This is a genomic window from Pseudomonas sp. ICMP 561 (assembly GCF_002699985.1).
Classification (GTDB): Bacteria; Pseudomonadota; Gammaproteobacteria; order Pseudomonadales; family Pseudomonadaceae; genus Aquipseudomonas; species Aquipseudomonas quasicaspiana.
On sequence record NZ_LKBT01000002.1, the window covers coordinates 1 to 26,176 of the forward strand.

General features: G+C 56.2%; 21 protein-coding genes. 12 read left to right on the forward strand and 9 right to left on the reverse strand.

The genetic code is table 11. The annotated features are described in order from the left end of the window. Window positions 1-390: 390 nt before the first annotated feature. Window positions 391-1,383 (reverse strand): GntR family transcriptional regulator, encoded by a 993-nt coding sequence (locus tag AO242_RS02395; protein WP_099267532.1) that lies wholly within the window; start codon window positions 1,381-1,383, stop codon window positions 391-393. 344 nt (window positions 1,384-1,727) lie between these two features. Here AO242_RS02395 and AO242_RS02400 point away from each other — a divergent pair, with 344 nt between their 5' ends. The 8 genes from AO242_RS02400 to AO242_RS02440 all read left to right on the forward strand — a co-directional run bounded on the left by AO242_RS02400 (window position 1,728) and on the right by AO242_RS02440 (window position 9,778). Beyond that, window positions 1,728-3,107, forward strand: a complete 1,380-nt coding sequence (locus AO242_RS02400; RefSeq protein ID WP_176560559.1) for an amidase — start codon at window positions 1,728-1,730, stop codon at window positions 3,105-3,107. A gap of 87 nt (window positions 3,108-3,194) precedes the next feature. Further along, window positions 3,195-4,076, forward strand: a complete 882-nt coding sequence (locus AO242_RS02405) for a polysaccharide deacetylase family protein (RefSeq protein ID WP_027899792.1) — start codon at window positions 3,195-3,197, stop codon at window positions 4,074-4,076. A 27-nt stretch (window positions 4,077-4,103) separates the two neighbouring features. Beyond that, window positions 4,104-5,444 (forward strand): MFS transporter, encoded by a 1,341-nt coding sequence (locus AO242_RS02410; protein ID WP_099267534.1) that lies wholly within the window; start codon window positions 4,104-4,106, stop codon window positions 5,442-5,444. Between the two features lie 10 nt (window positions 5,445-5,454). After that, complete coding sequence (locus AO242_RS02415) at window positions 5,455-6,216, forward strand: SDR family NAD(P)-dependent oxidoreductase (protein ID WP_099267535.1); 762 nt, start codon at window positions 5,455-5,457, stop codon at window positions 6,214-6,216. Window positions 6,217-6,510: 294 nt separating this feature from the next. After that, the gene (locus AO242_RS02425) at window positions 6,511-7,260 is read left to right on the forward strand and encodes an SDR family NAD(P)-dependent oxidoreductase (protein WP_099267537.1); all 750 of its coding nucleotides are present in this window, start codon (window positions 6,511-6,513) and stop codon (window positions 7,258-7,260) included. A 21-nt stretch (window positions 7,261-7,281) separates the two neighbouring features. Then, a complete protein-coding gene (locus AO242_RS02430; protein WP_099267538.1) occupies window positions 7,282-7,581 on the forward strand; it encodes a hypothetical protein in 300 nt (99 codons plus the stop codon). After that, complete coding sequence (locus AO242_RS02435) at window positions 7,578-8,585, forward strand: CobW family GTP-binding protein (protein ID WP_099267539.1); 1,008 nt, start codon at window positions 7,578-7,580, stop codon at window positions 8,583-8,585. Before AO242_RS02430 ends, AO242_RS02435 begins: the two co-directional genes overlap by 4 nt. Continuing rightward, a complete protein-coding gene (locus AO242_RS02440; protein ID WP_099267540.1) occupies window positions 8,582-9,778 on the forward strand; it encodes an ABC transporter substrate-binding protein in 1,197 nt (398 codons plus the stop codon). Before AO242_RS02435 ends, AO242_RS02440 begins: the two co-directional genes overlap by 4 nt. A gap of 668 nt (window positions 9,779-10,446) precedes the next feature. On the opposite strand, the gene AO242_RS02445 is transcribed toward AO242_RS02440, so the two are convergent. Beyond that, window positions 10,447-12,861 (reverse strand): glucose/quinate/shikimate family membrane-bound PQQ-dependent dehydrogenase, encoded by a 2,415-nt coding sequence (locus AO242_RS02445; protein WP_099267541.1) that lies wholly within the window; start codon window positions 12,859-12,861, stop codon window positions 10,447-10,449. A 131-nt stretch (window positions 12,862-12,992) separates the two neighbouring features. Then, window positions 12,993-14,375, reverse strand: a complete 1,383-nt coding sequence (locus tag AO242_RS02450) for a carbohydrate porin (RefSeq protein WP_099267542.1) — start codon at window positions 14,373-14,375, stop codon at window positions 12,993-12,995. A gap of 472 nt (window positions 14,376-14,847) precedes the next feature. Between AO242_RS02450 and AO242_RS02455 the strand changes: the two genes are divergently transcribed. Next, window positions 14,848-15,075, forward strand: a complete 228-nt coding sequence (locus AO242_RS02455) for a VF530 family DNA-binding protein (protein ID WP_099267543.1) — start codon at window positions 14,848-14,850, stop codon at window positions 15,073-15,075. A gap of 38 nt (window positions 15,076-15,113) precedes the next feature. Then, window positions 15,114-15,767 carry a Pr6Pr family membrane protein gene (locus tag AO242_RS02460; protein ID WP_099267544.1) on the forward strand — a complete coding sequence of 218 codons (654 nt, stop codon included), beginning with the start codon at window positions 15,114-15,116 and terminating at the stop codon, window positions 15,765-15,767. A gap of 188 nt (window positions 15,768-15,955) precedes the next feature. Here the strand turns inward: AO242_RS02460 and AO242_RS02465 are convergent, their stop codons facing one another. The 3 genes from AO242_RS02465 to AO242_RS02475 form a co-directional block, all read right to left on the reverse strand. Next, window positions 15,956-16,726, reverse strand: coding sequence for a siderophore-interacting protein (locus tag AO242_RS02465; protein WP_099267545.1), 771 nt, complete (start codon window positions 16,724-16,726; stop codon window positions 15,956-15,958). Continuing rightward, a complete protein-coding gene (locus AO242_RS02470) occupies window positions 16,723-17,310 on the reverse strand; it encodes a PadR family transcriptional regulator (RefSeq protein ID WP_099267546.1) in 588 nt (195 codons plus the stop codon). Before AO242_RS02470 ends, AO242_RS02465 begins: the two co-directional genes overlap by 4 nt. Before the next feature lie 654 nt (window positions 17,311-17,964). Continuing rightward, window positions 17,965-21,075, reverse strand: a complete 3,111-nt coding sequence (locus tag AO242_RS02475) for a biosynthetic peptidoglycan transglycosylase (protein ID WP_099267547.1) — start codon at window positions 21,073-21,075, stop codon at window positions 17,965-17,967. 446 nt (window positions 21,076-21,521) lie between these two features. On the opposite strand from AO242_RS02475, the gene AO242_RS02480 reads away from it, so the two are divergent. Further along, entirely contained in the window at window positions 21,522-22,436 is a 915-nt protein-coding gene (locus AO242_RS02480) for a hypothetical protein (protein ID WP_099267548.1), read from the forward strand. A 51-nt stretch (window positions 22,437-22,487) separates the two neighbouring features. Here AO242_RS02480 and AO242_RS02485 read toward each other — a convergent pair whose 3' ends face one another. Further along, the gene (locus AO242_RS02485; protein WP_099267549.1) at window positions 22,488-23,207 is read right to left on the reverse strand and encodes a hypothetical protein; all 720 of its coding nucleotides are present in this window, start codon (window positions 23,205-23,207) and stop codon (window positions 22,488-22,490) included. A gap of 380 nt (window positions 23,208-23,587) precedes the next feature. Between AO242_RS02485 and AO242_RS02490 the strand changes: the two genes are divergently transcribed. Beyond that, a complete protein-coding gene (locus tag AO242_RS02490) occupies window positions 23,588-24,472 on the forward strand; it encodes a hypothetical protein (RefSeq protein WP_099267550.1) in 885 nt (294 codons plus the stop codon). 50 nt (window positions 24,473-24,522) lie between these two features. On the opposite strand, the gene AO242_RS02495 is transcribed toward AO242_RS02490, so the two are convergent. After that, a complete protein-coding gene (locus tag AO242_RS02495; RefSeq protein ID WP_099267551.1) occupies window positions 24,523-25,182 on the reverse strand; it encodes a hypothetical protein in 660 nt (219 codons plus the stop codon). 213 nt (window positions 25,183-25,395) lie between these two features. Further along, the gene (locus AO242_RS02500; protein ID WP_099267552.1) at window positions 25,396-26,100 is read right to left on the reverse strand and encodes a hypothetical protein; all 705 of its coding nucleotides are present in this window, start codon (window positions 26,098-26,100) and stop codon (window positions 25,396-25,398) included. Between the last annotated feature and the right edge of the window lie 76 nt (window positions 26,101-26,176).

Sequence of the window (26,176 nt, forward strand, 5' to 3'; positions counted from 1 at the left end):
TTTTTCATGGACTCGCCCTCGCTGTCGTTGGCTTCTTAAGAATGCCACCGTGGCGCTACTGACGCCTCGGCTTGGGCGAGTCCATCCAATTACGTGATCAAGATCAAGCTTGCAGGCAAACATAAAACCTCCCACAAGGGCTCAGCGCTCGGCTTACGGACCTCAACTCAACTGGCGCCGATGCGCGGGGAAGTGATCGAGAAGTAGTGGCCCCGCTTCGACCAGGGCTACACAACCCGTAGGGCCGGCTTTAGCCGGGAGGGCGTCAGAACATTCGCAGGATATCTTTCGGCAGAAATACCGCTCTCCCGGCTAAAGCCGGTCCTACAAGATCAAGCTTGCAGGCAAACATAAAACGCCCACAAGGGGCCAGCGCTCGGCTTACTGAACTCAACTCAACCGCGTCAAATACCCGGGCACTTCCTGTTCCGGCAACACCGACAGTACTTTCAGGCGTTGCAGCATGCGCTGTCGTGCGCGTAGCAAATGCTCCTTCAGGTTCAGTGCGGCGGCGTCGAATGCACCATGCAGCAGCAGTTCGATAATCAGGCGATGTTCAGCCAGCATCGCCTCGTCGGCACCGATGCCCAATAATCGGTAGAAGATCCGGCTGATAATCATCGGATTTTGACCTTGGCGAATCAGCGTAGCAATCTTGCGATTCTGCAGGCCTGACAGGCAATGCTGGTGCAGGTCTTCCTCGATGCGTTCGATATCTTCAAGGCTACAGTGTTCGGCGTTTTGCGCCTGTACGACCCGTTCAAGCATGGCTTCCAGCGTTTCACGACTCAGGCCCGGTGCTGTCTGGCGCAACGCCTCAGGCTCCAGGCAGGCCCGCAGTTCGTAGTCTTCGGTCACTTCGCGCGCCGTCAGCGGGCCGGCCAGCCATTGCGAGTAGGGTTCCTTTTCCACCAGCCCGCGATCACGCAAGCGCATCAGCGCTTCACGCACCACGGCGCGGCTGACGCCGTAATGCTCGGCAGCGTCTTTTTCGTCCAGCCGGTAGTGCCCGAAGGCCATGCAGCTTGAAAGCGCTGCACTGATTTCATCGTAAACGCGTTCGCCCAGCGGGCGGGTATCCACCAGCTCTTCACTGCTATCCAAGCCAAACTGTTTATGACTGAGGGTCAGGCGCAGTGGCTCAACCTCAATGCCTTCTGGATTGACCAGATACCCACGGCCATCAAACCGGCAGATCAGTCCCTCGTCATGCAGCAGGTTGAGCGCCTTGCGCACCGGCACGCGGCTGGTGCCGAAAAGGTCGGCCAGCGGCGCTTCGAGCAATACCAGGCCGGTGCTCGCCGCCCCGCTGACAATGGCTTCGCGTAACACTTCCCGGATCGTGGCATAGCGTGAGGCCGTGCGCGAATCGTCTCCTGACATCGGTTTCCTGAGCTTCTCTGATGATCGACGGCGGATTCTCGCACAGAAGTCCATTTGTCACCTCGAGCTACGTGCGATGCACATTCATAGGGCTCACTGTTACTAATGTGCACCTAAACGTACCTTTTATAAAATGTACATTTTTTGCGATGAAGATACGTTTTTGCCGGAATGCTCTCCTAAAACTCAATCATCCATCGCGATGAAAGGGCTCTGGCATAGCCATTTGCTGTGATTTAGAAAGTTTTGACGTTGCCGATGCTCGAAAGCTGACTCATATCTGGCATGGATTCTGCCTTTGTTAAATGTATATTTTATTAATAAGTACATTTAATAGGTGTGGCATGTCGATCATCAACACTGCTAGCCAAGGCAGGGCGATGGATGCCAGTGCAATGGCCGAGGAATATGCTTCGGGTCGCAATGATCCGGTGCAGGCCCTCGAACTGGCGCTGGAACAGGCCTTGTGCACTGATCACGTATTTATCTCTCTGAGCGTCGAACGTGCTCGCCGTGAGGCCCAGGCCTCTGCGGCTCGTTGGGGGGCGGGGCAGCCTCTAAGCCCCTTCGATGGAATACCCGTTGCCTGGAAAGACCTGTTTGATGTCGCTGGCACCGTCACCAGCGCCGGTGCCGCCGTGCGTAGCAATCTCGGGGCCGCGCTGCTGGATGCGCCCACTACCGGCCTTCTGGCGCGGGCGGGCATGGTCAGTTTGGGGAAAACCAACCTCAGTGAGTTTGCGTATTCGGGGTTGGGCCTCAACCCGCATTTCGGTACTCCGATCAATCCGTGCAGCGATGATCAACCTCGCATTGCGGGTGGATCGTCTTCCGGTTCGGCGGTCGCGGTCGCCGCGGGCATTGTGCCTATCGCCATGGGGACCGACACCGCAGGCTCGATCCGCATTCCGGCCGCTTTCAATGGCTTGGTAGGGTTTCGCAGCACCACTCGGCGCTACAGTCGGGACGGCATTTTTCCCTTGGCCCATACGCTGGACAGCGTCGGCCCGCTGACCCGCAGCGTACGCGACGTCATCGTTATTGATGATGTGCTGCGTGCTCGTAGCAAGCCGACTTCTCTGGTGCCGCGCAGTCTGGTCGGGCAGCGTTTCTGGGTTGATGAGACGGTTTTGCAGGATGAACGTATCGAACCTGCGGTGCGCAATAACCTGTTGCGGTCGGTGGCGCGGTTGCATGAAGCCGGTGCGCTGGTGGAGATGCGGCCATGCGCAGCCTTCCAGGCCACCTTGCAGCTGATTCAACAGCACGGCTGGTTAGGCGCTGCTGAGGCGTTCGCCCTCCACCAGAACCTGCTCGACAGCGATGCGGCCAGCCAACTCGATCCTCGAGTGCGCATGCGCCTTGAGACGGCCCGGCACATGCCCGCCAGTCAACTACTCAAGCTATATAGCGCCCGTGAGCAACTGCAGGAGCAAATCAGCCTGGAGCTTGACGGCGCTTTTCTGCTGACTCCAAGCGTGGCCCATGTGGCCCCTCCGCTGGCGCCTTTGCTGGCGGACGACGAGCTGTTTTTCCAGACCAATCTGGCCACCTTGCGCCTGACCATGCCTGGCAGCCTGCTGAACATGCCGGGTATTTCCTTGCCTAGCGGGCATGACGAACGCGGGTTGCCAACAGGGCTGTTGCTCAGTGCACCTGCGGGGGAAGACGCGCGTTTGTTGCGCGCCGCGCTGGCCGTCGAAGCGGCAATGACCGAGACCTGATTGACCTCGAACAGCAAAGCACTGGAACCCCGGCAGCCAGTACTGAATGCGTTAGCGCCGGTCTGATCAACAAGCAGGAGTAGCAAAATGGCTAAAGAAATCTTGTGTGCATTTGGCGTCGATGTTGATGCGGTAGCGGGTTGGCTGGGTTCCTACGGCGGTGAGGATTCTCCGGATGACATCTCCCGTGGCCTGTTCGCGGGTGAAGTGGGTGCGCCGCGTCTGCTCAAGCTGTTCGAGCGTTACGGCTTGCGCACCACCTGGTTCATTCCCGGCCACTCCATGGAAACCTTCCCCGAGCAAATGAAGGCCGTTGTCGATGCCGGTCATGAAGTCGGTGTGCACGGTTACAGCCACGAAAACCCGATTGCGATGACCCCGGAGCAGGAAGAGATCGTCCTCGACAAGTCCATCGACCTGATCACACAAATGACCGGCAAGCGTCCGACCGGTTACGTCGCACCCTGGTGGGAATTCAGCAACGTCACCAATGAGTTGCTACTCAAAAAAGGCATCAAGTACGACCACAGCCTGATGCACAACGATTTCCATCCGTACTACGTCCGGGTCGGAGACAAGTGGACCAGGATCGATTACAGCCAGCATCCCGATACGTGGATGAAACCGTTGGTGCGCGGTGAAGAAACCGATCTGGTGGAGATCCCGGCCAACTGGTACCTCGATGACCTGCCGCCCATGATGTTCATCAAGAAAGCCCCCAACAGCCATGGCTTCGTCAACCCTCGCCATCTGGAAGAAATGTGGCGCGACCAGTTCGACTGGGTCTATCGCGAGCACGAGCACGCGGTGTTCACCATGACTATCCACCCGGATGTCTCTGGTCGCCCGCAAGTGCTGTTGATGCTGGAGCGTTTGATCGAACACATCCAGAGTCATGAGGGCGTCAAGTTCGTCACCTTCGACGAAATCGCCGACGACTTTGTCCGCCGTAACCCACGTAACCGCTGATTCATTGCCCTGTACGAGGCGTCACTCATGTCCATTTACAGCAAGCTTGACCTGACTGGCTGGAAACCCCAGCAACTGACTCCAGACCAGGTGCGATTTGCCACCTGGATCGCGTTCTTCGCCTGGGTCTTTGCGGTGTACGACTTCATTCTGTTCGGCACGCTGTTGCCGGAAATCGGTCGGCATTTTGCGTGGAGCGAAGTCGAGCAGGCCGAGATTGCCACCTGGGTGGCGGTCGGGACCGCAGTGGTCGCCCTGGCCATCGGGCCGCTGGTAGATCGCCTGGGTCGACGCATGGGCATTATCTTCACCGTCAGCGGTTCGGCGATCTGTTCGGCGCTGACCGCGATCGGAGGTTCGTGGGGGAAATCACCGTTGATTCTGATTCGTTCTCTGGGTGGCCTGGGCTATGCGGAAGAAACGGTCAACGCGACTTACCTGAGTGAAATCTACGCGGCCTCCGATGACCCGCGTCTGGCTAAACGTCGCGGCTTTATTTACAGCCTGGTGCAAGGTGGCTGGCCAGTCGGGGCATTGATTGCTGCGGGATTGACTGCAGTGCTGTTGCCCATCATCGGCTGGCAGGGCTGCTTCGTTTTTGCGGCGATCCCGGCCATCGTCATCGCGATTCTGGCGCGCAAACTCAAGGAGAGTCCGCAGTTCCAGATCCATCAGCGCATTACTCAACTGCGCAAAGCCGGTGATGTGAGCCAGGCTCAAGCCGTGGCGCTGACTTATGGCGTGGATTACGAAGAGCACCGCACGGCGGGTCTCGCCGCAGCGTTTCGTGGCACATCGCGTCGTGCAACCCTGGTGATTGGTGCGGCCATTCTGCTCAACTGGGCAGCGATTCAGGTGTTCAGCGTGCTCGGTACGTCAGTGATCGTCAGTGTGCATCACGTCTCCTTCGAGAACTCGCTGATCATTCTGGTGTTGTCCAACCTGGTGGGCTACTGCGGTTACCTGAGCCATGGCTGGATGGGCGACAAGATTGGTCGCCGTAATGTGATCGGCCTGGGCTGGATGCTGGGTGGACTGTCCTTTGCTGCGATGCTCTACGGCCCAAGCAACATGCCCGTCGTGATCGGTCTTTACAGCCTGGGTCTGTTCTTCCTGATCGGTCCTTACTCAGCCGCGTTGTTCTTCATCAGCGAAAGCTTCCCGACCAGTATCCGCGCTACTGGCGGCGCGATCATTCACGCCATGGGGCCCATCGGCGCAGTGGTTGCAGGTTTTGGTGCCACCTCGGTGCTGAGCGCAGGCGGTGACTGGCAGACTTCTGCCTTGTACTTCGGCGCGCTGCCTTGCTTCCTCTCCGGCGCGTTGATGTTTGCCGCCCGCCACGTGCGTCCCGAAACCGTGAAATGAGGAATTGCACATGACCCGTAAAGTCGCAGTGATCACCGGTGCCGCCAGCGGCATCGGGCAGGCGCTGGCCGTAGCGTTCGCGCAAAAAGGCGTTGCAGTGGTTGGCGGTTTTTACCCCGCCGATCCTCACGATCCTCAGGAAACCATTCGTTTGGTAGAAGCAGTGGGGGGCGAGTGCCTGATGGCGGCACTGGACGTCACCAGCACGCAATCGGTAGATGCATTGGCCGATCAGGCGCTTGAGGTCTTCGGCCGCATCGACTACGCCGTGGCTAACGCAGGCTTGCTGCGCCGCGCTCCGCTGCTAGAAATGACAGACGAGCTGTGGAACGAGATGCTCGATGTGGACCTGACCGGCGTGATGCGCACCTTCCGCGCCGCGGCCAGGCACATGGGAGAGGGCGGCGCTTTGGTGGCGATCTCGTCTATAGCAGGCGGCGTCTACGGCTGGCAGGACCATGCTCACTACGCAGCCGCGAAGGCTGGTGTGCCAGGGCTGTGTCGATCATTGGCGGTGGAGTTGGCTGGCCGTGGTATTCGCTGCAATGCGGTGATTCCCGGATTGATCGAGACGCCGCAATCCCTGGACAGCAAAAACTCCCTGGGCCCGGAAGGTCTCGCTCAGGCAGCCAAAGCTATCCCGCTTGGTCGCGTAGGGCGGGCTGATGAAGTCGCCTCACTGGTGCGCTTCCTGTGCAGCGATGAAGCCAGTTACCTGACCGGACAAAGCATTGTGATTGATGGAGGGCTGACGGTGCGTTGGCCTGAGTGATGACTCTGCGCAGATGAGGTGTGGGAGATTCCATGTTTGCCTGCAAGCGTGCTCTTGATCTTGTAGGACCGGCTTTAGCCGGGAGAACGGTATATCGCCAAAGAAATCTAGCGAACACCCCCGACGTCCTCCCGGCTAAAGCCAGCCCCACGACATCGCGCAGAACCTGTGGGAGCGAATTCATTCGCGAAGGCGATGTGGGTCACACCGTGGGCTTTATGTCCGCCGGGCTGTGTTCTTCCCTGATAAATCTGTCCCACAGGATCGTGCGCCATTTCAAAAAGGAACCCATACATGCAACAACTCATTAACAAACGCGCTGTCATCACGGGGGCAGGCAGCGGAATTGGTGCTGCCATTGCCCGTGCCTATGCACTCGAAGGCGCAATACTGGTGTTGGGTGATCGTGACCCGCAGAGCCTGGCGCAAGTCGCCCAGGAGTGCCGACAACTGGGCGCGCAGGTGCGCGAGTGCGTGGCCGATGTGGGCAGTGTCGAAGGCGCGCAAGCCAGTGTCGATGCCTGCGTCGAGCATTTTGGTGGCATCGACATTCTGGTCAATAACGCTGGCATGCTCACTCAGGCGCGCTGTGTCGATTTGAGCATCGAGATGTGGAACGACATGTTACGTGTAGACCTGACCAGTGTATTCGTGGCGAGTCAGCGGGCACTGCCGCACATGCTGGGTCAAGGGTGGGGGCGCATCATCAACGTCGCTTCGCAACTGGGCATAAAGGGCGGCGCTGAACTCACGCATTACGCTGCGGCCAAGGCCGGAGTGATAGGTTTTACCAAATCGCTGGCGCTGGAAGTGGCCAAGGACAACGTGCTGGTCAACGCTATTGCCCCTGGCCCGATTGAAACGCCATTGGTGTCAGGCATCAGCAGCGCCTGGAAAACGGCCAAGGCTGCCGAGTTACCGCTGGGGCGCTTCGGTCTGCCGGCAGAGGTCGCGCCGGTAGCGGTGCTTCTGGCCAGTGAGCCGGGAGGCAATCTGTTTGTCGGCCAGACATTGGGGCCGAACTCTGGCGATGTGATGCCGTAGTCAGTCAATGAGGATCACCTGATGTGTGGATTGTGTGGCCTGCTCGGCGAAGACGTGCATTGGAGCGACCCGCTGGGCGGTGAATTGCCTCGGCGGCGTGAGCGCTTGCGGCGTATCGCGGCGATCAACAAAGTGGTGGCGCCATTTCGCCTCAGGGTTGAGGACTTTCAGGGCTCGTCGTACCTGTTGCTCGGTGCCACCGGCAAGCAGGCACTGGCGTCGGGCCTCGATCAACTGTGGGAGAAGGCCGAATTACTGATTGGTCGCCAGCTGGACCCGCTTGACCCCGTCGTGCTGGATCATTTGCAGAGGTCATCATGAGCATCGCGTTGAACGTTATCACCGGCTTCCTCGGCAGCGGCAAGACGACCTTGCTCAAACGACTGCTGCAGGACGAAAACCTCGGTGATACCGCGTTGCTGATCAATGAGTTCGGCGACGTGGGGATCGATCATCTGCTGGTCGAGGAGGTCGCGCCGGACACCGTATTGCTGCCCAGTGGCTGTGTCTGTTGCTCCATTCGCGGCGAACTGAAGGACGCGCTGCTGGGCCTGCTTGCCCGACGCGCCAAGGGCGAGATCCCGCCGTTTCGCCGGGTGATTCTGGAAACCACAGGCCTTGCTGACCCGGCCCCGATCCTCGCGACCCTGAGCAACGATCCGCAACTGCGCGGGCGTTTTCATGTGGGCCTGATCGTGACCCTGGTAGACGCCTGTCACGCCACTTTGCAGGAACGTTTGCACCCGGAGTGGCTGGCGCAAGTCGCGGCGGCGGATCGTTTGTTGCTGAGCAAGACGGATGTGGTGGATGAGCCATCGCTGACTGAGTTGCGAACACATCTACAGGCCCTGAATTTCTCCGCGCTCATGATGGATACCGCGCATGTCCACAGCGGCGATCAGTTATTGCTGGGCGAAGGCGTGCGCGATGCAGAGCCTTCTCAGGAGGTGGCGCGCTGGAAGCTCCATCAAGTGCAATCCAGAGCGTCACGGCATGGTGATGCGCAAGTGTGCTGCCTGAGGTTCGAGCAGCCGCTGGACTGGGTCGGTTTCGGGGTCTGGCTGTCGATGATGTTAAGATGCCATGGCGAACGAATCCTTCGAGTCAAGGGACTTCTCAACGTGAATGCCAGCCAGGCGCCTATCGTGATTCATGGTGTGCAGCATTGCCTGCATGCACCCGTGCACCTGTCGGCCTGGCCGGGGGACGATCACAGTTCGCGACTGGTGTTCATTCTGCGCGGTCTTGACCCTGAGCGGTTGCGTCGTTCGTTTGATGTGTTTGCCCGCAGCTTCGCTCCGGCTATCAGCGAGACGGCGGCATGACCATTACGCTACGCGTCCTGGGTACATCGGTCACCTTGCTTGAATCTATCCGCGAGCGTGCCGAGCAGGAACTGGGTATTCGCCTGGTGTACCAGATGCATGACGTGCAGACCGCGCAACGCATCGCGGTGATGCAGCCCGAGAGTTACGACCTCTACGATCAGTGGTTTCACAACGTCGACTTCGTGTGGCCGGCGCGTGCCATCCAGCCCATCGATACCCGTCGCATCGCTCTATGGCATGAGATCAACGACTTACCCAAGCGCGGCCGGTTGCGGCCCACGGACCGGCTCGGCAGTGGCAGCGTGCCCAGCGAGCGGCTGTTCGTGCAGCATGACGGCACGCTGGGCGGTACGGTGAGCGAGCGCATCAGCATGCTGCCGCTAACGCACAATGCCGACAGTTTTGCCTATCGCCCGGAGCGCTTGCCCGCCGGGCTGGACAGTGCCCATGAAAGCTGGGGCTGGCTGCTTGATCCCGCGTGGGCTGGACGTATTGCCCTGCAAAGCGACGCGGCGATTGGTGCGCTGGACGCAGCACTGGCGGTACAGGGCGCAAGACTGGCGCAGTTCAAAGACATCGGCAACATGAGTATCGAGGAAATCGACACGCTCGCCGATGTCCTGGTGCGTAAACAACAGGGAGGGCATTTCGGCGCGTTCTGGTCAGATGATGAAGAGGCCGCGGAGTTGATGCTTAGCCCGACTATCGATATTCAAAGCCTGTGGTCGCCGACTCTGGTGCGGCTGCATCGCGCTGGCGTGAAGTATCGCGTGGCGGTACCCCGTGAAGGCTATCGGGGCTGGTTTGGCGGTTTGTCGTTGTCGCGGCATGCCAAGGGACCTGTACTCGATGCTGCCTATGCGTATCTCAACTGGTGGTTGTCCGGCTGGCCGGGGGCAATCATGGCGCGCCAGGGTTATTACATCGGTAATCCTGCACGCAGTCGTGACCACCTGAGCGCCGCAGAATGGGATTACTGGTACGCCGGCCTGCCAGCCCGTGAGCAACTGCTCGGCAGCGACGGCCTGCCCCTGATCGATGCCGGAGAGGTACGTGATGGCGGCTCATATGAGCAGCGCATGAGCCATATTGCAGTGTGGAACTCGGTGATGGACGAGCACAATTATCTGGTCAGACGCTGGAGCGATATTTTACGGGCGGGGAACAAGGCTGGGGTTAAGTCGCGGTAGCTAAACGGATTGCTTGAACGAGGTTCTTGGAGGCCGAGCCTGCTCGCGATAAGGACGTTGCTGTCTACCCGTGAAATCACCGAGCCAGATTCGCGGGCAAGCCTCGCTCCGACAGATTCACCACATACCTCTGTATCAGCCGGGCTTGTTCGCGAGGCGTCAGGCCTGAACCACCGAGTCAAACCCTTTCGGCAACAAGTTACCTCCTACCGGACACGCCACTAACTGGTAGGAGCGAACTTGTTCGCGAGGCGTCAGACCGAACCACCGAGTCAACCCCTCTCGGCAACAAGTTACCTCCTACCGGACACGCCACTAACCGGTAGGAGCGAACTTGTTCGCGAGGCGTCAGACCGAACCACCGCGTCCAACCCTCTCGGCAACAAGTTACCTCCTACCGGACACGCCACTAACCGGTAGGAGCGAACTTGTTCGCGAGGCGTCAGACCGAACCACCGCGTCCAACCCTCTCGGCAACAAGTTACCTCCTACCGGACACGTCACTAACCGGTAGGAGCGAAGCTTGCCCGCGAAGAACGATAACGCGGTCCACCTGCCAAACCTCTGTGGGAGTAAGTCAGGCGACACTTCAGGCCGGGTCGAAAAATCTGCCACAAAAAAGGCGGCTATCTTTCGATAGCCGCCTTTTTCATTACCTCAGCGAACCATCAATCCGGCAGTTTGAACGCCATCACGTAGTCGCCTTGCTTGGTGCCCAGCGAGCCGTGACCGCCAGCGACGACGAGCACGTATTGCTTGCCGTCTTTGCCGGTGTAGGTCATCGGCGTGGTTTGCGCGCCTGCTGGCAGGCGGCCTTCCCACAGTTGCTTGCCGTTACGCACGTCGTAGGCACGCAGGTACTGGTCAAGCGTGCCGCTGAGGAAGGCAACGCCACCGGCTGTGGTGAACGTGCCGCCCAGGCTTGGAACGCCCATGCTCAATGGGATCGGAACTGGCGAGCTGTCACGCACGGTGCCGTTTTTGTGTTTCCAGATGGTCTGATGGTTGGTCAGATCCACTGCAGCCACATAACCCCACGCGGGTGCCTGGCAAGGCAGACCCATCGGCGACAGCAACGCTTCGAGGATCACGCCGTATGGCGCGCCTTTGTTTGGCTGCACACCTTCGGTTTCGCTCTTGCGGCCGGGACCGCCTTCAACTTCTGCCGCAGGCACAAGCTTGGAACGGAACGCCATGTAGCTCGGGTTAACGAAGGCGATCTGACGCACCGGGTCAACCGAGATGCCGCCCCAGTCGAACACGCCGAAGTTACCTGGGTAAACAATCGAGCCTTGCAGCGATGGCGGGGTGAACGGGCCATCGTAACGCAGGGATTTGAAGTCGATCCGGCACAGCGCCTGATCGAACGGCGTCACGCCCCACATGTCGCGCTCCTTGAGCGGTGGCGGCATGAAGTTCAGGTCGGATTTAGGTTGAGTTGGCGAAGTGTGATCGCCCGCTACCGCACCGCTTGGGACCGGTACTTCATTAATCGGTACGATCGGCTTGCCAGTGCTGCGATCCAGCACGTAGATGCTGCCTTGCTTGGTCGAAACCAGCACGGCTGGCTTGATGCCGTCAGCGGTTTTCATGTCCATCAGCGTAGGCTGACCACCGACATCCATGTCCCACAGGTCATGGTGAGTCAGCTGCATGCTCCAGCGGACTTTGCCAGAAGCGATGTCCAGGGCCACGATGCTGGCGCTGTATTTCTCCGACTCTTCAGTACGGTCACCGCCCCATTGATCCGGAGTCTGGTTACCCATTGGCAGGTAAAGCATGCCGAGTTTTTCATCGACGGCGAACATCGACCACATGTTGGGCGAGTTACGTGTGTAGGACTTACCCTCTGCAAGCGGAGTCGTATCGTCCGGGTTGCCGCTGTCCCAGTTCCACACCAGACGGCCTGTGTGAACGTCATACGCACGGATCACGCCCGAAGGTTCGTCGGTGGAAACGTTGTCGGTCACGTGGCCGCCGATCACCACCAGGTCCTTGGTCACAGCAGGTGGTGACGTTGAGTAGTAACCACCTGCGGCGAACGTGCCGATGTTGGCGCTCAGATCGACAGCGCCTTTGTTGCCGAAGTCTTCACATACTTTGCCGGTGTCGGCGTTCAGCGCGATCAGACGGGTGTCAGCAGTCGGCAGGAAGATGCGACGCGGGCAAGCATTGCTCCCGGCGGAAGCGACAGCGGGTGTTGCAGGGCTTTGCGCAGGGGCTGCCGCATAGGCCGCGTCATCGTGGTACGACACACCACGGCAGGTCATGTGTGCCCAGCCTTTGAAGTTGGCAGCATTCTGGGTGCTGATCTTCGGATCGTAGCGCCATATTTCCTTGCCGGTGTCCGGATCAAGCGCGATCACCTGGCTATGCGGCGTACAGACGTACAGCATGCCGTTGACTTTGAGTGGCGTGTTCTCGGCCGTGGTTTCGCCCGGATCGTTCGGGCCGGGAATATCGCCCGTGCGATAAGTCCAGGCAGGCACCAGCTTACTGGCGTTATCCGGAGTGATCTGCGCCAGTGGCGAGTAACGGTCACCAAACGCGGTGCGACCGTAGGACTGCCAGTCGCCGTCAGGCATGGCGGGTGCGGCGCTGGTTGTACCTGCGGTGTCGCGATTCAACTCGCCTTTGAGTTCACCTGGGTTGGTGAACTGGCTTGCCAATGCTGTGAGGCCGGCCAGTACCACGGCAACTGCCAATGCGCCGACGCCTTTACCGCCAGGCTGACCCCGCAGGACCGGGCGGCGGAACCATGGCAACAACATCACCAGACCCAGGGCAAACCACAGTGCCAGACGCGGCACGAGTTGCCACCAGTCCAGACCCACTTCCCACAATGCCCAGACGGTGCTGGCAAACAGAATCAGCGCGTACAAGCCGAAAGCCGCACGGCGTCCAGTGACAAGCAAGATGCCCGTCACCGCGAAGCCGATGCCAGCCAGTACGTAATACGGCGAACCGTCTACTTGCAGCAGCTGGACGCCTAAGGCCAACAGGGCAAGGCCCATCAGCACTATCACCAGCCCGAGCAATGTCGGCAGCAGGCGATTTTTACTCAAAGCACCGTCAGTGCTCATAGTGTGAATCTCCAAGGACAGATTTAAGTGATGTAGCTTTGTTATTCGCGCAGGACTCGTTGAAGAAATTCCTGCAATACTTTGAAACTAGTTGTTGATACGAACTAATGACAGCAGAAATCAGCCGTCGGTCAGAACGACGACTGAATTTTCAGGCCTGCCACCAACGCATCGTCCACTTTGTCGACCCCGCCTGGGTGGCGAACGAACTGCAGATTCGGCCGTACTGTCAGCCAGTTGGTCAGGTGCACGCCGTAATACAGCTCGGCGTTGTATTCGGTGTCCTGCAACGGCGTGAAGGCTGGATCGTTGTAGTCGTTGACCGCTGCCGCCTGATTGCGTGCATTCGCATCCTTGCGGTAGGCCGGATTGACGTGGATGCGTGAGACAGCAAGGCCAATATCATCCTTGGGACGGGCATCAAACGGGCCTTTATAGAACGCACCAACGGCGACGTAGTTGTCGACCATGTTGGTTTTCTTGTCGTGCATCGTGCCATTGGCGAACACGCTCAAGCCGCGGCTGTGATCGCCGTCCCGGCGGGTGACTTGCTGCAGCAGGTTCAACCACATGCCGTGTTTGCTCGAAGCACTGCGATAAGTGCCGTCGGTGAGTGCTGCCGACTGACCATTGCTGCTCTTGTAAACGTCCTGGCTGTCGGCGGTGCTGTAGTAATAACCGGCGCGGTATTCGCCTGGCAGACCGTCCACAGTGGGCGACCAGACCAGTTCAACCGGCAGGACCGCCCCTTGGGTGCCGCTGCCGCTCAGTTTGAAGCCGTTGTCGTTTTCCAGGTTCGAAGGGTTCTGCTCGAATGCGCCAATCTGGGCGAAAAATTCCGGAGCGATCTGGTACTTGATGCGCATTGCCCACTGACTGACGGGCCAGTTGTACACCGTGCCGCCATCCCAATTACCCACTTGGGAGCCGCACAGTGAGAGGTTCTGGAAGTCGCAGGGGAAGCTGCCGAAATCCTCGCCCTGATTGAATCGGCCGAGCTTGACGCTCAAGGCCTGATCAAAGAATTTTTGCTGGTACCACAGCTGTGTCAGGCGGGTAACGCTGCCACGGCCCCAGACTTCCTGGGACGAAGACAGCGTACCTGTGCGCGGGTCACTGACGCGGTCGTTGCTGATGTTGTCGCCATTGCGGTTGGTCACGGTCAACTGAAACTCGGCATCCTGCCAGCCGAGGATCTTCTGCAGATCGAGATGCGCGCCCAGAGCGTATTGATCGCTGTAGCGGAACGCGTTGTCGTGGCTGTAACCACCGTGCAGGTTGGAACCCATTTCTGCGGTGTAATCGAGTTTGAAGTCGTAGCCTTGCTGTGACAGCTCGGTACGTTTGCCTGCCCAGTCGCCCAGCATCCAGGGCGATTCACTGTCGTATGCGGGTGCAGCCTGAGCGCAACTGGCCAGACCGGCAACGGCAAGTCCACAGAGCCTTACGGCGAAGCTCAAGTTTGAAGGGAAGGGCAGGGCAAAAGCCAAAAAACGTCTCGGGTTGGCGGACATGGGTATCGTTCTTTTGAGTTATTCAGAAAGGCATGCGGCGCTATGCCGCGGTTTTGCAACGCGAAAGCAGTTGCAAAATCGGTTCAGCTGGCAGGCCGTAATGATAGGGGGCTAACGAGTTAGTGAACAGCAACAAAATTGACATGGATCATTGCGGGGATTGCAACAGTGGGGATGGATGTCTGTTGGAGCGAGGCTTGCCCGCGAAGAACGATCACGCGGTATCCCGGTAGCACCGAGGGGTCCATTCGCGGGCAAGCCCTGCTCCAACAGGTTCTGCGTCATTCCACTATCGGCGCTGTGTTTCGGGCAAATAGCGGAGCTTTTCGGAAGCGTCCTACACTCCTGATAGGCGGAAGCTGACTGCCAAAACAAAGACTTCGCACGCTAAGCTCTTCCCGCTGTCTGAAGGCTCGGCTAAGGTGCGCAGCTTCCGGGAAGTGCCCCCATCCATTGAGCTTGAAGGTTTTGCATGAATACACCCCACTCCAACCCTTTGCACGGTGTAACGCTGAAACAGATTCTCAACGCACTGGTTGAGCATTACGAGTGGTCAGGCCTGGCTGAGCGCATTGATATTCGCTGCTTCAAGAGCGACCCAAGCATCAAGTCCAGCCTGACGTTTCTGCGCAAGACGCCTTGGGCTAGGGAGAAGGTCGAGGCGTTGTACGTGAAGTTGCACCGCAGCAAAGGCTGGTAATTTCGCCCGGTTCCAAGGCCGGGCTCCAAGGAAAAACGATGTACTTCCAATACATGAAAAGTGCGCAAGGACAGCGCTTCTACACGATGATTGCCGCCTGCCTCGGGTGGTCAGGACTGGCCATTCAGCTTTACCTTGTTTTGATTGCACGCTGGGCCGATGAAGCCAGTCTGATAGGTGGGCTGGTGCGGTTTTTCAGCTTTTTTACCGTGTGGAGCAACACGCTGGTAGCGGTGGTGCTGACCTGCGCGCTGACAGCCAGAACCTCGGCCGCGCATCGCTTCTTCCAGCATCCGGTCGTATGCAGCGGGATTGCAGCCAGCATTGTTTTGGTCGGACTCGCCTACAACATATTGCTGCGCCATCTCTGGCACCCGGAAGGTTGGCAGTTTGTGGCTGACGAGTTACTGCACGACGTCATGCCGTTGGCTTTCCTGCTGTATTGGTGGCTTTACGTACCCAAGGGGCTCTTGCGGCTTGAGCATGTGCTGCTGTGGATTCTCTATCCGGTGATCTACTTTTCCTACGTGCTGCTGCGCGGCAGCTCGATTGGTGACTACATGTACCCATTCATCAACGTCGGCAACATCGGCTATGTGCAGGCGTTCACCAACGCGGGTGGAGTGCTGATCGGTTTTATCGTGATTGCGCTGGTGTTGCTTGGTGTGGACAGGTTACGCGCCAGACGCTGAATTTATAGGAGCTGCCCCGGTGTCTATTGCACCGAACAGTCTCGCGGCAAACACAGGACCTGTAGGAGCTGCCGAAGGCTGCGATCGCGGTGTATCAGCAGAAATGTTTCGCAGCCTTCGGCAGCTCCTACAGAAAAAGCATTCCAAATCAGATAGCAGTAGTTTGTTTGATGAAAGCTAGGTGTTCATCACCCCTCGTCACTCCCATCCAACCGCCAGTACCCCGCAGCCTTGACGAACTCTTCCTCCAGCCCGAACTCACCGAGCAGTACCCGGCGCAGTTTGCGCGACAGCAGCGATTCGGTTGCGATCCAGGCGTACAGCTTGCCTTCAGGCATTTCCAGGCGGCGGGTGACGTCCACCAGATCTTGTTCGCCACGCACGATCCAGATCACGTCGACCTGTGCTTTGCTGTCAAAAACCTGCTGCTCACCCGAGTCTGCAACTTCAACGACGACCAGCGCACTGCGATTGGCTGGCAACTCCTCAAGACGCCGGGCAATAGCGGGCAGGGCGGTTTCATCGCCGATGAGCAGATAACTGTCGAAGATATCCGGCACGATCATCGAACCCCGCGGCCCGGCGATATTCAGGAACTGCCCCGGTTGGGCCTGTGCCGCCCAAGTCGCCGCAGGGCCTTCGCCGTGCAACACGAAATCGATATCCAGTTCACCACTGACCGCGTCGTAGCGGCGCGGCGTGTAATCACGCATGACGGGTTTTGGTCCGTCGCTTGGGGCGCCCGGAATAAAGTTATCCAGCGCGGCCTGTTCTTCGGGGGTGGTGGCGAAAATCAATTTCACATGGTCATCGGGTCCCAGGCTTATGAAGCCTTTCAGGTCTGGACCATGCAAGGTAATCCGGCGCATTTTGGGTGTAATGTCCGTCACTCGCAGCACTTCAAGCTTGCGGCGTTTGATCTCATGGCTGACACGATGAATGGATTGCTGTGAATTCATACCGGCTTCTCCGAGGTGACGTGGGGGCCATCGACGATGGCTTTGGCGGTGTTGTTGAGCAGGTCGCGAACCCGGAGGATTTCTTCGGGGCTCCAGCGACCATGGTGCAGTTGCAAGGCGTGGCGCAGGTTATGCACGGCCTCATGGATTTCCGCAGGACGATCATGACCGCGCAACGAGCGCTTACTGACGTCGATACGCATCCTTACGCCATCCAGAGCGACTTTCTGCTCGGCCAATGAGGCACGACCTGCGTCAGTGACGGCATAGTGTTTTTTGCCACCTTGAGCGTCGCCTTCAATCAGCTCACTTTCTTCAAGGAAGGTCAGGGTCGGATAGATCACCCCTGGGCTTGGGCTGTAGGCACCGTCAAACATGCCTTCGATCTGGCGGATCAGGTCGTAGCCATGGCAGGGCTGCTCGGCAATCAACGCCAGCAGCAGTAATTTCAGATCGCCCGGGGCGAACACCCGAGGTCCGCGGCCGCCACGTTCCCGCCCGGGCCGTTTTTCAAAACCGTCTCGCCCATCGCCGTGCTCGCGGTGAGGCGGACGATGGTCGTTGTCGTGAGGGTCATCACGCATTTCTTCATCTCCTGTTACACGTAAGATATACCTTAAGATATATCTTAATAATTATGCAAAGGGATAAAGACGAACGGTTCTCGTTTGCGGTTTTGAGAAAATTTATCGAAATGGTTGTCGCTCACGAGCAACGTGTGGCGCGGTGTTGCCGGTCTGACGCCTTCGCGAACAAGTTCGCTCCTACCGAGTGGCGTGGGTTGGGTAGGAGGTAACTTGTTGCCGAAAAGGGTTAACGCGGTGGTGCTGGTCTGACGCTTTCGCGAACAAGTTCGCTCCTACCGAGTGTCGCGGTGTTGGGTAGGAGGTAACTTGTTGCCGAAAGGGTTAACGCGGTAGTGCTGGTCTGGCGCCTTCGCGAACTAGTTCGCTCCTACCGTGTGGCGCGGTGTTGGGTAGGAGGTAACTTGTTGCCGAAAGGGTTAACGCGGTGGTGCCGGTCTGACGCCTTCGCGAACAAGTTCGCTCCTACCGTGTGGCGCGGTGTTGGGTAGGAGGTAACTTGTTGCCGAAAGGGTTAACACGGTGTTGCTGGTCTGGCGCCTTCGCGAACAAGTTCGCTCCTACCGAGTGTCGCGGTGTTGGGTAGGAGGTAACTTGTTGCCGAGAGGGTTAAACGCGGTGGTGCCGACCTGACGCCCCTCGCGAACAAGTTCGCTACAGTTGCGTTCTGATGGTCGGCTGGCAGAGCGTATGACCACCCGGCTCCAGATACGGATTCAGAATCGGTGCCATGCCCTTGAGCACTTGCACGGGTAAGGCCGAAGTAAACCGAAAACCCTCTGCAGCCCGCCCTGGCACGAATGCGGTCAAGGTGCCGAAGTGGTTATCCCCCAGATAGAACACGAAAGTGGCTGTCCGGTTGATAGCCCGGGAACTGAGGATGCGTCCGCCTGCGCCAATGCTTTCGATACGATTGTCGCCTGTCCCGGTCTTGCCGCCCATGGCGAGGATCGAGCCGTCCTGCAATTTGAAACTGCCGTGCACCCGCTTGGCGGTCCCGCCGTCGACCACTTGCGACAACGCTTCGCGCATGGCTGCGGCGACCTCAGATGGCAACACACGCTGACCCAATTCCGGATTATTGGCGAGGCGGGTTTCGTAAGGCGTCTCGGCAGCAAAATGCAGGCTGTCGATGCGCAGTATCGGCAAGCGAATACCGTCGTTCTGGATGATGCCGATCAACTCGGCCAGCGCGGCGGGGCGGTCGCCAGAACTGCCGATGGCGGTGGCCAGCGAAGGCACCAGATGATCAAACGGATAGCCGACACGCTGCCAGCGTTGATGGATATCGAGAAAGGCCTCGACCTCCATCATCGTCCGAATCCGGCTGTCCCGTGCACTCTTATGGCGACTCTTGAACAGCCAGCCGTACACTTCCTGACGTTCATGTTGGCTGGCAGCAACAGCGTCCTTGAACTGCGCATCCGGGTGCTGCAGCAAGTAACCCACCAGCCAGAGATCCAGCGGGTGGGCTTTGGCGATGTAGCCCTGATCCGGCAGGTTGTACTTGCCCGGCCCGTAGTTTTCATACAAATCCGCCAGACGTTTCTCGCTCAGCTTCGGCCCGGCCTTTTCTTCGGCCATGTGCGCACGGATGAAAGCATTGAAGTTGGCTTGATTGGCACCTGGCAACAGATAACGATGTACAGCCGCCAGCCTTATCGGCGTTGCATTGATACCGTCCAGAAACGTATCGAGCCGCTCCTGAGTGGTTTTGTCCTTGTAACGTTTCCAGAAACGCAGCAGGAATACCGACCCTTCACGGTCAGCGAAGCGACTCAGGTACTCCTGACGACGCGGGTCATCGTCATCCTTGAGCAGCTCGGCGCTATTGTTCGGCCCTTGATAAGTGCTGTAACGCACCACGTCACGCATCAACCGAATGAACGGCAGGTTGATCGACTCGCGTAGTGACTCACGCAGCGTTGGCAGGCGACTGTCGTCTTCCTTGCGGAAGTTGTTGAAGTGATGCATGCCGCCACCGGTGAAAAAGCTCTCTGCCGGGCTCGCCGAGTAGCGACGGTCCAGCGCCGCCGAAAGCATTTTCGACAGGTCACGATCCTTGTTTTGCATCAGATAATCCAGCGCCCAGCGGGTCAGCCGATCCTGATCGGCTACCGGCTCCTTGCCCAGTGCGCTGACGCTTTGCGCAGCGTAACGATCATGCAGTTCGGCGATGATCTCCAGATAGGTCGTCATCACCCGCATTTTCGCGGTGGAGCCCAGTTCCAGTTTGCTGCCTTCGTTGATGTCGAAAGGCTGGTCGGTGCTGTCCGTCTGGACCCTTACCCTTGATCCATCGGGGCCGCGCTCGAACAGCGTAAAGCTGTAGCGCACCTGAGTCGTGCTGACGGGAGTCAACAGGCGCTCGCCCATCAATCCGACCTGTGCAGCGAAGGCCGGGTCCGCCAGATCTTTCAGGTACTGGCTGACGCTGTTTTGCAGCTCGCTTTGCAGCGTGCTGGTTGCCGAAAGATCAAGGCGATCAAGATCGTAAAGCGGACGATTGAGCAGTCCGGAGAGTCGGCTGCGGGCGACGCTGATACCTTTATTGGTCTCTATGGGCTGAATCGTCGGTTGCTCCGCCCAGTTGCGGTAACTCACCGTTGCTTCCAGTGCGGCATTGGCCAATGCGTTACTGATCACCTGATTTTGCGCCAGCAGACGAATGTGGCTGTCAGTCAGTTCCGCCAGCTCGGCGCGACCTTTCGCCAGATAGTGAGAAGGTCGCCGCTGGGCGATGACCAAAGACAGCACTTCGCGTAACGCCAGCCCCTGAGCGGCGATGCTTTGCGGGTCACTGGCGGTAGACGCGAGCAACTGATTGGTCTTCACGAAGTCCGCGCCATACCAGACTCGCAAACCTTCAGCCATGCCGTGCACTTCGCCATGGCCCGGCACCGCCGACAGCGGCACACTGTTCAGGTAATCACGAACAACACGTTGACGTGCCTCAAGGGTTTGCTGGCCAGGTTGATAGGCGCGCACGCTGGCCGAAATCATCTGCCGAAGTTTTTCAGAACCTGACAGCGTAAGACCGTCAGGAGAGTGTCGATACTTCTCCAGTTGAGTCGCCAGCGTGCTGCCTCCTGCCGACTGCCCCGGCAAGCCGAGCAACTTCGCCACTTGAGAAATTGCTGCCTTTGCAAAGCGCGGCCAGTCCACTGCCGGGTTGGCCATTGGCTGTTGTGGATCAAGCAAATCCCGGTTTTCGATGAACAGCAGGCTGTGCACCAAAAGCGGCGGGATCGCGGCAAAGCTTGGGTAAAACTGCTGCGGATAACGAAATTGATAGACGTCGACACCGCGGCAATCGGTGATCGACAGTCCAGCCTGAATCTTCTCTTCATAGGGTACGAAGAAGCCACGCTTTGCGTAGGCCAGCAAGTCGGGGGAAAACCTTACCTGTTCGGTAATCAAATAGTCGCGCTTGAGCAGACGCGGCAGAAACTCGTTCAGTGACGAGTAGCCCAGACGTTTATCGAAGGGGCCTTCACCGGGGTAAAGCATCGAATCACTGGGGCCTGCATGCATCGAGTAGCTCAGATTCGCCGCAAAGCGGCTGAACTCAAGCGCCTGCAAGCGCGAGCTGCGTGACTCGATCACCATCGCCACGGCCAGCGCGCCAATCCCCAGGAGCAGCAAAACCCAGATGACGCGCCACACATAGCTTTTGCGGCGTGGGGGTTTTGGCATGGGAGCTCGGTCGCGACTGTCTGCGGTAATCACAGTCTGTTTGGTATCTGCATGCCTTAAAACGCCCATTTCGATTGGCCCGGTTAAACCTGTTAATCGCACCTGACTCAAGCTTAGTCGCTGACCGGGATTGCGGGAAAAATTGTCTAGGGCTGTAGGACGCTTCCTGAGCAGCGGCGGCTGCTTACCAATCCATGGCGTGCTCAGGCCGCAGGTCCATCAGCGGCTCATCAGGTTTATCGGCAAGACCTGGGATTTGATAAACCCTGGATTCCATGAATTTTCGATACGCCCGTGTTTGCTCATCCTAAAACGTTTAATGCGTCGATAATCAGTTGGATCTGTAAGTTTAGTCGATTTTTTATGTAGGAAAAGCCCTCAAATATAAGAGTCAAGTAAGAAGGTTCTGATTTTGGTTGTTGAATATTGACTCGTATTTTAAACGGTGATTACGTCCGGTTTGTCAGTTGCAAAAGCGTCTGGCTAAAACTTTAATAATTATCAGGATGATAGAGATGAACAAGAATAAAAGATTGAGGGTGGCGAATTTATGTTTGCCGTTAGTGTTGGTTTCCTTTCTTGGCTTTCATGCCCAAGCCGAAGCTAATGGTGTTGAGCAAAGTGAAGCTCTAGTGGATGCAGCAACGGCGGCAGAGCTTGATACTTCCAGTTGTGAACGATTACCGGATCAAGTTAACTTACTTGAGCGGAGCCTCGAAAGTAAAGCTGCTGTTTATTGTTACACTTTTACCTCGAATCGAGGGCAGAAGATGTTGCTTACAGTACCACCTGACGCAGATGCTGAACCGTTTTGGCATGTTGAGTATTACGACGGTGGGTGGAAGGAAAAAACTAGCACAGGTGCACTTGATCTACCTCGGTTGATGCCGGGTGATGAAATCGTCATTAGGGTTTCTCACAAACAGGACAAAACTTATCAAGATAAAAAATATAAATTGGTTTTTGGATCGTACCCGGTCCTTAAGGACGCTTCGCTGACCGCTCCGCCCGTCAGAAATCGTGTCCCTGTCGCCGACTCCGGATGGGTCGCCGGTTTGCAAACCCACGGAACGTTAACATTCGAAGCCACATTTACCGACTCCACAGGGTTTCCATTGAAAGGCGCATTAGCCAGTTTGCCGGTTTATCTTACTCTGAGGTCTGATAAACCAGAAGTAACCCAGTCAGCACAGTCAGACGAGCGTGGAATCGCCACCGCGACATTCACGCTTAACAAATGTTATGGCGGAGAACTGGCCGCTCAGCGCAATGATGCCGGTGGAACCCATCATTGGGTATCTACATATAATGTCGGACGTTGGTTTGTATTTGACGACTTTATCGGTGCGGAAAGCAAATTAGCCGAGTCAGCCAAAATGGCCGGCTTTGCCCATATCTGCACCCAGACTTTGAACAGAGGTCGAATCTAAATATTTCAAGCTGTGAGGGGCAGATGTTGTACATCTGCCCTTTTTTTCGCATCAGGCTTCTATGTCGATTCTGCGTCGATTATTTGCATGGATGCGATCATTTTCCTTCAGTTGTCCAAAAATATTTAGCTTACCCGTGGTGTCTGCCAGCAGTGCAGCGTAATTTACCAAGGCGCCGAAATGCTTGTAGGAGAAGGGTTCCTCTTCTTCAGGGCGCTTCAAAAAGCTTACATAGCTGATAATGGTCTCGGCGTGAGCCATGATGAGCTCTCTAAGTGGTTCATAATCCTGCATGGCCTCTGTAAGGAAGGCAGTTTCAAGGTCGCTCAATAACTCAGAATTTAAAACTTTGACCTTTCCATTTGCATCGACTGTGAAGTCAAATGGTGTGCTTGATAGCGCCGGGAAGTCCTTGGCGATTGTCTGTCTGAAATTTTGCAGTTCAACGCTGATTTTCTCTACCAGGTCGTTAGCCACCCAAGCCAGGTTATCCATATCGCGATGGCGGCATCCCCAGCAGCACTCATCCTTTCTAAGGGCGGTCAGTCTTTCGTTGAACGGGTTTGTTTCTCGGGTAAATATCATATCTGACATAGGAGGCCCCGTAAAAAATGGCCTGCAATTCCATATTCTCAGGGTGGCGTTCTCGCTTTCGTCAGAGGATATTGATGTTCTCTGCCTTACCGCAGACCCCTCCAGAAGCTGCTGCACTTTGGGCTGGTCAGCCGCTGAAAATTTTATCGGGTTCGACGCAACGGCATTGATGTTCACGAGTATTCCCTCTCCGTGTTGTAGGTCTCCCTTGGCGTAACGGCCATGTCCGAAAAAACTTGGCCTGATAATGTTGTGGGAAACTTCCGAGACGGTCTGTTGTTGAGATGCCGTTCTCAAATAGAGACTGAATTTGCGGATTTTGTTCGGCCGAAGATAAAAATGTGAGCGAGTCTTGATTCCTTCGGTTCTCGATGTAAGAACTGATAAGTTTCAATCGTGAGAAATGTACTACAAATAAAATTAAAAGTAGGAAGCTTCTGATTTTTAAACAGCCTTGTTGACTCGGGTTTAAAGCAGTGATTACGTCCGGTTTGTCAGTGCTTAGACCACTTGGCATAAAACGAATTAAAACTATTGAGTCAATTTAGGAGTTTCAAATGCTTAAAAATAAAAAGCTGATTTTGCGTGTGGTTGTGGCTGCTGTTATTTCGGCGGGGCCTCATTCTGCATGGGCACAAACCGTCCCAGAGGGGAGTGCTACACAAACAGCCTCAGCACCGGTAATGGAAGAGCCAGTATTCAATGTGTTGACGGATAAGGTTCACACCGTTGGCACGCGCTTAAACAGCGCTGTCTCCGAGCACTACTACGGTTTTACCGCTGTGAGAGGGCAGGATGTAATACTGGACTTGAAGAGTCAGCAACATATCAAGGTCGAACGGCATGTTGGCGGGGCATGGGTGCCGGTCACCGTTGAAGGTATCAGTGTCCTCAAAAACCTGAAGCCCGGTGAGGAGATCATCATCAGAGTTACGCATAATCAAGCGGTGGCTTTTAATGGTGGGCAATATTCACTGGTATTCGGCTCCTATCCGGTGTTGAAGGATTTTGATCTAAATCCTGAGGAGAATGTTTTACGGATTCCGTATGGCTATAGCGACCCTGCATGGTTGCCCGGTCAAGCTCATAAGGACGCCACAGTAGTGGCGCAGTTTACTGATACAACGGGTGCGCCGTTGGAAGGAGGCATTGTTAGCTTCAGGCTTAATTTCAATGGTGGCTACAGAGAAAATATAAGTGATGCAGTTATTTCGGATGGCTCAGGGAGAGTGACGAAGCTCCTAGAGATCGGGTTATGTCAGGGCGGAGATCAGGCAAGAGATTTCTTTGAGTATCGACAGGGTTACAATAATACATGGAGGACTAACTATCACGTAGGAGAATATTATTATTTAAATTACCTGGTACGAGGCGAGGTATCTGCGAAGTACAGCTTCGGACATATCTGTAATCAGCGTCTGATTAGCAGTAGACGATCCTGAGTCCATAGAATAGCGGCCTGTCAGATATTTCTGGCAGGCCGTTTTCTTAACTAGGCATAAGTGTCAAGCAAGGGGGGCGCGCGTTTTTCCGCGTTCTCTAAAATCTGCCTAGTAAAGAAACTATCGAGAGATGCCCCCATGCCCCCCCATTTTCTATCAAGAATACCTCCATAATCGACAGTGTTCTGAAAGTTATCACTATTAAGGTTAAATCTACCGCCAAATATTTGAGTATCTTTTTCTACCAGTTGGATCAATAGTTTGGAATGCGTGTAGACGTGGTGCTTGATGTCCTTGAATGTATTGATTTCCTCAGTTAGCCAGGATTTATCAGCCTCGCCCAATTTCCCCGAGTCCAATATTCTTATTTTCGAGTTCTCATCCAGCGTGAATCCGAATCCTGCTGAAGCGATATCAGGGCGCAGGTCTTTAAGGCGTTCGTTAAACTCAGCGTACTGTCGGCGAATGTCGAGTAGTCCGAGTGAAGCGTCAAGGATCAAGCAAACCAGTTCTAAAAAATCATCTTTGCACTCCGTCGAGACGTGCTCAAGTAAATTTTCGGTTTGCAGAGGCTCTGCCTTATATTTTTGGTGATCTACGACATCGCTATGTTCCGTATTTTTTGTGCGCTCGGCGGAGCGTTCCTGCTCGTTGATGATCGAAGCGGGTGGTTGAAGATGGTTGAGTCTCATTGCGGAGTTGATATTCACGAATGCATCCTTTCAGGGGTTCCATTTTTCTTTAACGGCCAAGTGAGTGAAAACCTGGACTGAGAAGGTTGTAGGAAACTTCTTGCCGCGGTTATAGTGAGAACCTGTTCCCAGATTGACCTTACCTCCACCCCATCGATAGCGACATATAAACTGCAAAATTATTCACAGAAAAAACTTCTGTCCCGCCTTGCGGCGGGCAGATTCGTTTCGCTATGCGTACGTATTGATTCGCGGTTCTGACCTCATCGGAGCATGGCTCTTTACCAAATCTAAGGCTCTTTTATAAAAATCATGTTGAGATATATTGAGGATGTCTTTGTAATCAATGACCGATTGGAAATTGTGCCTGTTCAGGTTGTACTTGCCACCAAAGTCCTTGGTGTGATCCACTACCGTCATCAGCGCTTTGGAATGAGCGTGAACAGTATTCCTGAAATCCTTGAATTTATTGATTTCATCAGTTAACCACAGTTTGTCCGCTTCATCTAATGGCTGTCGTCCGTCAAGTATCTTTATGTTTGCGTTTTTGTCGAGAGTGAAGCCGTAATTTGTCGAGACAATGTCGGGTCGTAGGTCTTTAATGTATTCGGAGAATTTTTCAAGTGTAGAGTTTATGTCGGTCAGTTTTGAGGATGCTTCACAAGCCATTTCGAATAAATATATTCTATCCTTGAAAGCTTCCATAAACGGATCATCGTACTTTAGCTTTAGCCATGGCGCTTCCTCATAGACGTAATGCTCAATTTCTTCAGCCTTCTCGGGGGCTTTTTCGCCCGGGGCCAAGACGGCTTTCTCCACGCTATTGGTCTTGCCTTCCACCAGGGTGTCCACTTGTGTGGTGGGCCTCATATCTTTGACTTTGCCAGGCACCCATGAACAAAGGTTACTAACGATCCCTGCAGAGTTAATATTCACGATTGCTTCCTCTCAATTGTCTTACCCTTCCTTTAACGACAAAGGGAGTAAAAACTTGCCCTGATAAGGTTGTAGG

Coding starts and splice junctions, on each gene's coding strand:
- AO242_RS02440 (WP_099267540.1), top strand. CDS start 8,582: ATGACCATTACGCTACGCGTCCTGGGTACATCGGTCACCTTGCTTGAA.
- AO242_RS02435 (WP_099267539.1), top strand. CDS start 7,578: ATGAGCATCGCGTTGAACGTTATCACCGGCTTCCTCGGCAGCGGCAAG.
- AO242_RS02415 (WP_099267535.1), top strand. CDS start 5,455: ATGACCCGTAAAGTCGCAGTGATCACCGGTGCCGCCAGCGGCATCGGG.
- AO242_RS02455 (WP_099267543.1), top strand. CDS start 14,848: ATGAATACACCCCACTCCAACCCTTTGCACGGTGTAACGCTGAAACAG.
- AO242_RS02430 (WP_099267538.1), top strand. CDS start 7,282: ATGTGTGGATTGTGTGGCCTGCTCGGCGAAGACGTGCATTGGAGCGAC.
- AO242_RS02490 (WP_099267550.1), top strand. CDS start 23,588: ATGCTTAAAAATAAAAAGCTGATTTTGCGTGTGGTTGTGGCTGCTGTT.
- AO242_RS02470 (WP_099267546.1), bottom strand. CDS start 17,310: ATGCGTGATGACCCTCACGACAACGACCATCGTCCGCCTCACCGCGAG.
- AO242_RS02400 (WP_176560559.1), top strand. CDS start 1,728: ATGTCGATCATCAACACTGCTAGCCAAGGCAGGGCGATGGATGCCAGT.
- AO242_RS02425 (WP_099267537.1), top strand. CDS start 6,511: ATGCAACAACTCATTAACAAACGCGCTGTCATCACGGGGGCAGGCAGC.
- AO242_RS02480 (WP_099267548.1), top strand. CDS start 21,522: ATGAACAAGAATAAAAGATTGAGGGTGGCGAATTTATGTTTGCCGTTA.
- AO242_RS02445 (WP_099267541.1), bottom strand. CDS start 12,861: ATGAGCACTGACGGTGCTTTGAGTAAAAATCGCCTGCTGCCGACATTG.
- AO242_RS02395 (WP_099267532.1), bottom strand. CDS start 1,383: ATGTCAGGAGACGATTCGCGCACGGCCTCACGCTATGCCACGATCCGG.
- AO242_RS02460 (WP_099267544.1), top strand. CDS start 15,114: ATGTACTTCCAATACATGAAAAGTGCGCAAGGACAGCGCTTCTACACG.
- AO242_RS02450 (WP_099267542.1), bottom strand. CDS start 14,375: ATGTCCGCCAACCCGAGACGTTTTTTGGCTTTTGCCCTGCCCTTCCCT.
- AO242_RS02405 (WP_027899792.1), top strand. CDS start 3,195: ATGGCTAAAGAAATCTTGTGTGCATTTGGCGTCGATGTTGATGCGGTA.
- AO242_RS02465 (WP_099267545.1), bottom strand. CDS start 16,726: ATGAATTCACAGCAATCCATTCATCGTGTCAGCCATGAGATCAAACGC.
- AO242_RS02410 (WP_099267534.1), top strand. CDS start 4,104: ATGTCCATTTACAGCAAGCTTGACCTGACTGGCTGGAAACCCCAGCAA.
- AO242_RS02475 (WP_099267547.1), bottom strand. CDS start 21,075: ATGGGCGTTTTAAGGCATGCAGATACCAAACAGACTGTGATTACCGCA.